Origin of the sequence: uncultured Aquincola sp., assembly GCF_964001545.1 — a bacterium.
GTDB lineage: Bacteria > Pseudomonadota > Gammaproteobacteria > Burkholderiales > Burkholderiaceae_C > Aquincola.
On record NZ_CAXFDV010000163.1, the window covers coordinates 1 to 7,079 of the forward strand.

Sequence of the window (7,079 nt, forward strand, 5' to 3'; positions counted from 1 at the left end):
GGAAGACCTGCTGCAGGACCCGGCGCTGGCCACCAACCGCCAGCGGGTGGACCTGCGGCCACAGCTGCTGCGCACGCTGGCCGAGCGCCTGGCCCACCGGCCCGCCAGCGAACTGGCGGAGCTGATGGAAGCCGCCGGCCTGCCGTTTGCGCCCATCCGCCGGCCTGAGGAATTGCTGGACGACCCGCACCTGCTGGCCAGCGGCGGCCTGGCCGACGTGGTGCTGACCGATGGCGAACGCGCCGGCCAGACGGCCAAGACCACGCTGCTGCCCTTCACGCTGGACGGCCGGCGCGCCGGCGTGCGGCTGCAGCCGCCCAGGCTGGGCGAACACACCACCGACCTGCTGGCCAGCGTGGGCTATGACGCCGCGCAGATCGACGCCCTGCGGCAAAGCGGCGCCGCCCGCTGACTTTCACAACGACAAAGTCAGAGTAGGAATGCCAGTCACCCGACACCCCCTCCACAGATCCGTACGTGCGGCACTACCGCATACGGCTCCTGCCTTGGGTGATGACGATCAGACGCTGGCCGGGGTACGGGTGGCAGATCTTTGGAATAGGCAGCCAGTGCTTCATCATTCGATACATGCGTCGCCAGCGTACGCTGCGGCTCTGGCTGCGGCGGCACAGAGTGCGATGCCACAGCCCAGCCACCTGGTGGCGGAATGTTCTGAGCCGCGCGCCGTTGCATGGCACGCCAAAGTACCGGCCATGCCCAGCCACGACCGCGCGCAGGTACTGGCCCTGCTCGGGAACGCTGTGGTGCATGCGCCGTCTCAGTTCGATCTTGACCGCCTGCAGCTTGGCGCGCAGGCGCTTGGCACTGGTCAGCCGCAGCACCATGAACTTGCCCTTCCTGGTCGTCCCGCAGCAATGCGTGAAGCCCAGGAAGTCGAAGGTCTGCGGTTTGCCCCGTCCCTCGCGGCGACGGTTCTCCCGGGCGAAGCGCCCGAACTCGATCAGCCGCGTCTTGTCAGGGTGCAGCTTCAGCCCGAACTGCTCCAGCCTCTCGGCAACCGCGCGCTTAAAGCGCTCGGCATCGCCTTGGAGCTGGAACCCGGCGACCCAGTCGTCGGCATAACGCACAACGATCACGTCACCTCGGGCGTGGCGCTCCCTCCACTGCTTGACCCACAGGTCGAACGCGTAGTGCAGGTAGATGTTGGCCAGGAGCGGGGAGATGCTCCCGCCCTGGACCGTCCCCATTTCGCTCTGCGTCAGCCTGCCATCCTCCAGAACGCCCGCGTACAGCCATTTCTTGATCAGCCGCACCACGCGCGTGTCAGCCACGCGATGCTCGATGAATTTGATCAGCCAGTCGTGTTCGATGGTGTCGAAGAACTTGCTGATGTCCGCATCGAGGATCCAGTTCACCTTCCTAGCCGTCACACCCACCGCCACGGCGTCCAGCGCGTCGTGCGCGCTTCGCCCAGGCCTGAACCCGTAGCTGAACCCGAGGAAGTCCTGCTCGTAGATCGCACCAAGGACTTCGGCCGATGCGCGCTGGACGAGCTTGTCCTCCAGCGCGGGCACGCCCAATGGGCGCTTACTCCCGTCGGCCTTGTCGATGTACACCCGCTTCGCAGGCTGGGGGCGATACCCCCCTCGGGCCAGCCGGTCGGACAGGTCCAGAAGGTTCTCTTCCAGCGCCTCGCCGTACCCGTGCCAGGTCTGACCATCGACGCCCGCAGCAGCGTCACGCTTGATCGCGTGGTACGCCGCCCTCAGCCGTTCAATGGCGTAGATGTGATGCAGCAGGTTGTCGAACCTCGCATCGCGACGGCCTCGTGCCGTCTGTCGTATGCCATCGAGCGCCGTTTGCACGTCGTAGACCCGGCTGGTTCTCCGGGACATGCGCGCCACGAAGGCATTTCCCTTGGCTCGCGGCCTTCCCTCCACCGGCTCCGCCACCGCAGGGATTGCACCCACAGCTTTGTTCGCCCGCTTCTGCGGTACTACGCCACGATCCGACTTCCCGCGCCTGTCGTTCATCGTCGTACGCCCTCAGGCTTCACGATGCGCTCTGCACCCGACGCTTCCCAGCGCGGTGCAGAAGGTCGCGGGATCTCCCGGTTTCCGTGCAAGGTGTTTCCGCGCATGCGCGGGGTCTGTGACCGCGCGGGGTCCATGCCTGCCTTGCCATGGCGGCAGGCACGGTGTGGCCTTCGGCTCTCTCCGACAGCCTCGGCACCCCGGACCACCCGCAGCTCTCGCCGCGGGGCATGTATTACGCGGCTCAATACCCGGCCTGCGTTTCCCCCTGTCAACGCTTCGCCCACACCCTCACGGATGTGCACGCATGACTCGGGGCCGTCGTAGCTGGCTAAGCCTTCAACGTATGACTCTTTCATTCACAACACCTTGCCGGCTTTGACCGGCGCACCGGAGACAAGACCATGAACCGCAAGACCTTCCTGGCCGCCGCCATCGGCGCGGCGCTGTCCATCGCCGCCGGTACCGCGCTGGCGCAGCCCTACCCGGCTAAGCCGATCACGCTGGTGATCCCCTTCCCGCCCGGCGGCACGCTGGACACCGTGGGCCGCGCCCTGGCGCAAAAGCTCGGCCAGCAGATGGGCCAGACCATCGTGGTGGACAACAAGCCGGGCGGTGCCGGCACCATCGGCGCGGTGGCGGTCAAGCAGGCCAAGGCCGACGGCTACACGCTGCTGTTTTCGCCCTCGACCCACACCACCACGCCGATGACGATGAAGGCGGCGCCCTACGACGTGGTCAAGGACTTCACGCCCATCGCGCTGGTGGCCAAGGCGCCGCTGGCCATCGCGCTGAACAAGAACCTGCCGATCACCGATGTGAAGTCGCTGCTGGCCTACGGCAAGGCCAACCCCGGCAAGCTGAGCTTTGCCATCGGCTCCACCGGCTCGGCCGGCCACCTGTCCACCGAGCTGCTGCGCCGCGCCGGCGGCATCGAGTACCTGATCGTGCCGTACAAGGGCTCGGCACCGGCCTACCAGGACCTGGTGGGTGGCCAGATCGACGGCTTCGTCGATCCGATCCTGGGCTCGTCGTCCTTTGCCAAGGCCGGGCAGCTGAAGGTCATCGCCGTCACCGCCAAGAGCCGCCTGCCCAGCCTGCCCGACGTGCCGGCCGTGGCCGAGACCATCCCCGGCTACGAGTTCTACAGCTGGTACGGCCTGTGGGCGCCGGCCGGCCTGCCGCCCGAGCTGGCCGACAAGCTCAATGCCGAGGTGAACAAGGCCCTGGCCACCGACATGCGCGAGCGGCTGGAGTCGCAAGGCCTGCTGCTCACGCCCGGCACCATCGCCGACTTCGTCAAGTTCCAGAAGGAAGACATGGCGCGCTCGGCCAAGATCATCAACGACGCGCACATCCGCGCCGAGTGACCGCCACACCCCGATGAGGAAGCAGCCATGAATCCCCTGGCCCATCGCATACCCCTGGTGCTGCCGCCGGTCGAATTCGGCACCGGCGCCCTGGCCAGCCTGGCCGCCTTTGCCCGCGAGCGCGGCGCCCGCCGGCCGATGGTGGTGGCCGACGCCTTCAATGCCCAGCGGGTGGACCTGCTGGGCCTGCCGGGCGACGTCATTCTGTTCGGCGAGGTGGTGCCCGAGCCCGACGTGCCCAACCTCGAGAAGGCGCTTGCGCTGGCCCGTGAAGCCAGGCCCGACCTCATCGTCGGCTTTGGCGGCGGCAGCGCGATGGACGTGGCCAAGCTGGTGGCGGTGCTCACGCTGGGCGCGCAGACGGTGCACGAGGTGGTCGGCCCCGACAAGGTGCTGGGACCGCGGTTGCCGCTGGTGCAGGTGCCCACCACCGCGGGCACCGGCAGCGAAGTGGGCATGCGGGCGCTGGTGAGCGACCCCGTCACCCGCAACAAGCTGGCCGTGCAAAGCCGGCTGATGCTGGCCGACCTGGCCATCGTCGACCCCGCGCTGACGATGAGCGTGCCCGCCTCGCCTACCGCCGCCGCCGGCATCGACGCGATGACCCACTGCGTGGAGGCGCTGACCAACCGCAAGGCGCATCCGGCCATCGACCTGTACGCGCTGGAAGGCATCCGCCTGGTGGGCCAGCACCTGCCGGCCGCGGTGCGCGACGGCAGCGATGCACAGGCCCGCGCGGGCCTGGCGCTGGCCGCGCTGTACGGGGGCATCTGCCTGGGGCCGGTGAACACCACGGCGGGCCATGCAGTGGCCTATCCGCTGGGCACGCGCCACCACATCGCCCACGGCCTGTCGTGCGCGGTGATCTTTCCGCACACGCTGGCTTTCAACGCTCCTGTGGTACCCGAACGCACGCAGGCCGTGCTGCGCGCCATGGGCCTGGGCGACGACCTTCGCGAAGCCGCCATCGTCGACCGGGCCAGCCAGTGGTGCGCGCAGCAGGGCGTGGAGATGCGCATGTCGCGCTTGGGCATTCCCGAGCACGACCTGGACACCATGGCCGACGAGGCCTTCAACATCCGCCGCCTGCTGGACAACAACCCGCGCGAGATCAGCCGCGACCAGATCCGCGCGATCTACCAAGCCGCCTTCTGAGGACCACCGACATGGCCAACGACCTTCATCCGCGCGGCGTCTTCTGCGCTGCCCTCACCCCGGTCGATGCCGAGCTGCGGCCCGACCATGCACGCTTCGTCGAGCACTGCCGCAGGCTGGTGGCCGATGGCTGCACCGGCGTGGCCATCCTGGGCACCACCGGCGAAGCCAATTCGTTTTCCACCGGCGAGCGCAAGGCCCTGCTGGAAGCCGCGATCGAAGGTGGCCTCCAACCCCAGCAACTGCTGCCCGGCACCGGCGTCACCGCCCTGACCGAGACGGTGGAGCTGACGCGCCATGCCTTGTCGATGGGCGTGGACACGGTGGTGATGCTGCCGCCCTTCTACTACAAGGACGTGAGCGAAGAGGGCCTCTTCGCCGCCTATGCCGAGACCATCGAGCGTGTGGGCGACCCGCGGCTGCGCGTGGTGCTGTACCACATCCCCCAGGTATCGGCCCTGCCCATCCCGTTCGGGCTGATCGAGCGGCTGCGGGCGCGCTACCCCGACACCGTGGTCGGCATCAAGGACTCGGCCGGCAAGCTGGACAACATGACCGCGATGGTCGATCGCTTCCCGGGCTTTGCGGTGCTGTCGGGCGCCGACCCGCTGATGCTGCCGCTGCTGCGCGCGGGCGGTGCCGGTGCCATCACCGCCACCACCAATCTGGTGGCCGCCGACCTGGCCTATGTTTACCGGCACCATGCCGACCCCGCACGTGCGGCCGAGGTGGAAGCGGCCCAGGCGCGCGTGGTGGCCATGCGCACGCTGGCTTCCGTCTATGCGCAGATGGCGTCGCTGAAGACGCTGCTGGCCGCCCGCACCGGGCACGACGGCTGGCGCCGGCTGCGGCCGCCGCTGCTGGCACTGGATGCTGCTTCGGCGCAAGACCTGCTGCAGCGCCACGAAGCGCTGCTGGCCAGCCAGCGCGGCCAGTGAGGTGAGCATGCGCCCGACGGCCGTGGTCACCGGCGCCAGCTCCGGCATCGGCCTGGCGATCGTGCAGCGGCTGCTGTCCGAGGGCTGGCAGGTGGTGGGCCTGAGCCGGCGGCCGCCCGAGCTGCAGCATGCGGGCTACGAGCACCGGCCCGTCGACCTGCTGGATCGGCCGGCGCTGGCCCAGGCGCTGAAAGGTCTGCGCTGCGATGCGCTGGTGCATGCGGCCGGCGTGCTCAAGACCGGCTGCCTGGGCGAGCTGCAGGAAGCCGATGGCGCCACGATGTGGCAGCTGCACGTGGCCGCCGCCGAGACGTTGACCCAAGCGCTGGTAGGCCACATGCCCGAAGGCGGCCGCATCGTGCTCATCGGCAGCCGCACCGCCACCGGATCACCCGGCCGCAGCCAGTACGCGGCCAGCAAGGCCGCCCTGGTGGCCATGGCCCGCTCCTGGGCCGCCGAACTGGCGCCGCGGCGCATCACCGTCAACGTGGTGGCCCCCGCCGCCACGCAAACCCCGATGCTGGCTGACCCCGCCCGCGCGGGCGTGCAGCCCAAGCTGCCCCCGATGGGCCGCTTCATCCAGCCGGCCGAGGTAGCCGCCACCACCGCCTTCCTGCTCTCGGCAGGCGCCGCGTCCATCACCGGCCAGCAGATCGTGGTCTGCGGCGGGGCTTCGTTGTAGGTTCTGACCACGCCGCAGACTCACAGTACCATCGTGCCCATGCAAGTTGCCACCGGCACCGTCGTCAACGGCCAGATTGTCCTGGAGGGCGTGCAATTGCCTGAAGGAACCGTCGTCACCGTGGTCAGCCGCGGTGCGGACGAGGGCTTCTACCTGTCGCCACTACAGGAAGATGAACTGCTGGAGGCCATCGCCCAGGTCGAGCGGGGCGACACCGTGCCGCTCGACGAATTGCTGTCTTCCTTGCCGCGCTAACGTCTGACATGGCGCTGCAAGTGCGTATCGCGGCCAGGGCTGCGGCGCAAGTGAGACAGGCAGCCGCCTGGTGGACAACCCATCGTCCTGCCGCGCCAGGCGCGGTGGCCGCGGATTTTGGCGAGGCCGTCGCGCTGCTGGCGGAGCAGCCCGGCATCGGATCACCCTACAAAGGGTCGCGCACCCCCGGCGTTCGCCGCCTCTACCTGGGACGCATCCGTTACTTCATCTACTACAGAGCCGACGGCGGCAGCCTGGACGTGCTTGCGTTCTGGCACGCGAGCCGCGGGCAGCAGCCGGCGATTTGAGCGCGGTGCGCTCGCGCCGGCCGCCTCCATCACTCACTGCAGCGGCACACCCGTCTTCTGCTGCAGCTCTTCGCGCGTCACGCCCGGGGCGATTTCCACCACCTTCAGGCCTTGCGGGGTCACGTCCATCACGGCCAGGTCGGTGATGATGCGGTTGACCACGCCCACGCCGGTCAGCGGCAGGGTGCACTGAGGCAGGATCTTGAGGTCGGTGGTGCCGTCCTTCTTGCGGGCCACATGCTCCATCAGCACGATGACGCGCGGCACACCGGCCACCAGGTCCATGGCGCCGCCCATGCCCTTGACCATCTTGCCCGGGATCATCCAGTTGGCCAGGTCGCCCTTCTCGCTCACCTGCATCGCGCCCAGGATCGACA

General features: G+C 68.8%; 9 protein-coding genes. 7 read left to right on the top strand and 2 right to left on the bottom strand.

The window, feature by feature from the left end; all coding sequences use genetic code 11:
* On the top strand, nt 1-412 hold a 412-nt coding region (locus ABNT58_RS05380; protein WP_348752476.1), incomplete at its 5' end, for a CoA transferase.
* A 73-nt stretch (nt 413-485) separates the two neighbouring features.
* Here ABNT58_RS05380 and ltrA read toward each other — a convergent pair.
* Nucleotides 486-1,856 carry a group II intron reverse transcriptase/maturase gene (gene ltrA, locus ABNT58_RS05385; RefSeq protein ID WP_348752484.1) on the bottom strand — a complete coding sequence of 457 codons (1,371 nt, stop codon included), beginning with the start codon at nt 1,854-1,856 and terminating at the stop codon, nt 486-488.
* Between the two features lie 542 nt (nt 1,857-2,398).
* On the opposite strand from ltrA, the gene ABNT58_RS05390 reads away from it, so the two are divergent.
* The 6 genes from ABNT58_RS05390 to ABNT58_RS05415 are packed head-to-tail and all read left to right on the top strand — an operon-like array spanning nt 2,399 to nt 6,702.
* Nucleotides 2,399-3,364, top strand: a complete 966-nt coding sequence (locus ABNT58_RS05390) for a tripartite tricarboxylate transporter substrate binding protein (protein ID WP_348752477.1) — start codon at nt 2,399-2,401, stop codon at nt 3,362-3,364.
* Between the two features lie 27 nt (nt 3,365-3,391).
* A complete protein-coding gene (locus tag ABNT58_RS05395; RefSeq protein ID WP_348752478.1) occupies nt 3,392-4,519 on the top strand; it encodes an iron-containing alcohol dehydrogenase in 1,128 nt (375 codons plus the stop codon).
* An 11-nt stretch (nt 4,520-4,530) separates the two neighbouring features.
* Complete coding sequence (locus ABNT58_RS05400) at nt 4,531-5,457, top strand: dihydrodipicolinate synthase family protein (protein ID WP_348752479.1); 927 nt, start codon at nt 4,531-4,533, stop codon at nt 5,455-5,457.
* Between the two features lie 7 nt (nt 5,458-5,464).
* Nucleotides 5,465-6,139: an SDR family oxidoreductase gene (locus ABNT58_RS05405; RefSeq protein WP_348752480.1), complete on the top strand. Its 675-nt coding sequence runs from the start codon at nt 5,465-5,467 to the stop codon at nt 6,137-6,139.
* Between the two features lie 39 nt (nt 6,140-6,178).
* Complete coding sequence (locus tag ABNT58_RS05410) at nt 6,179-6,394, top strand: hypothetical protein (protein WP_348752481.1); 216 nt, start codon at nt 6,179-6,181, stop codon at nt 6,392-6,394.
* Between the two features lie 8 nt (nt 6,395-6,402).
* Nucleotides 6,403-6,702 (top strand): type II toxin-antitoxin system RelE/ParE family toxin, encoded by a 300-nt coding sequence (locus ABNT58_RS05415; protein ID WP_348752482.1) that lies wholly within the window; start codon nt 6,403-6,405, stop codon nt 6,700-6,702.
* A gap of 33 nt (nt 6,703-6,735) precedes the next feature.
* On the opposite strand, the gene ABNT58_RS05420 is transcribed toward ABNT58_RS05415, so the two are convergent.
* Nucleotides 6,736-7,079, bottom strand: a 344-nt coding sequence (locus ABNT58_RS05420; protein WP_348752483.1) for a CoA-transferase, incomplete at its 5' end; no start/stop codon positions are given.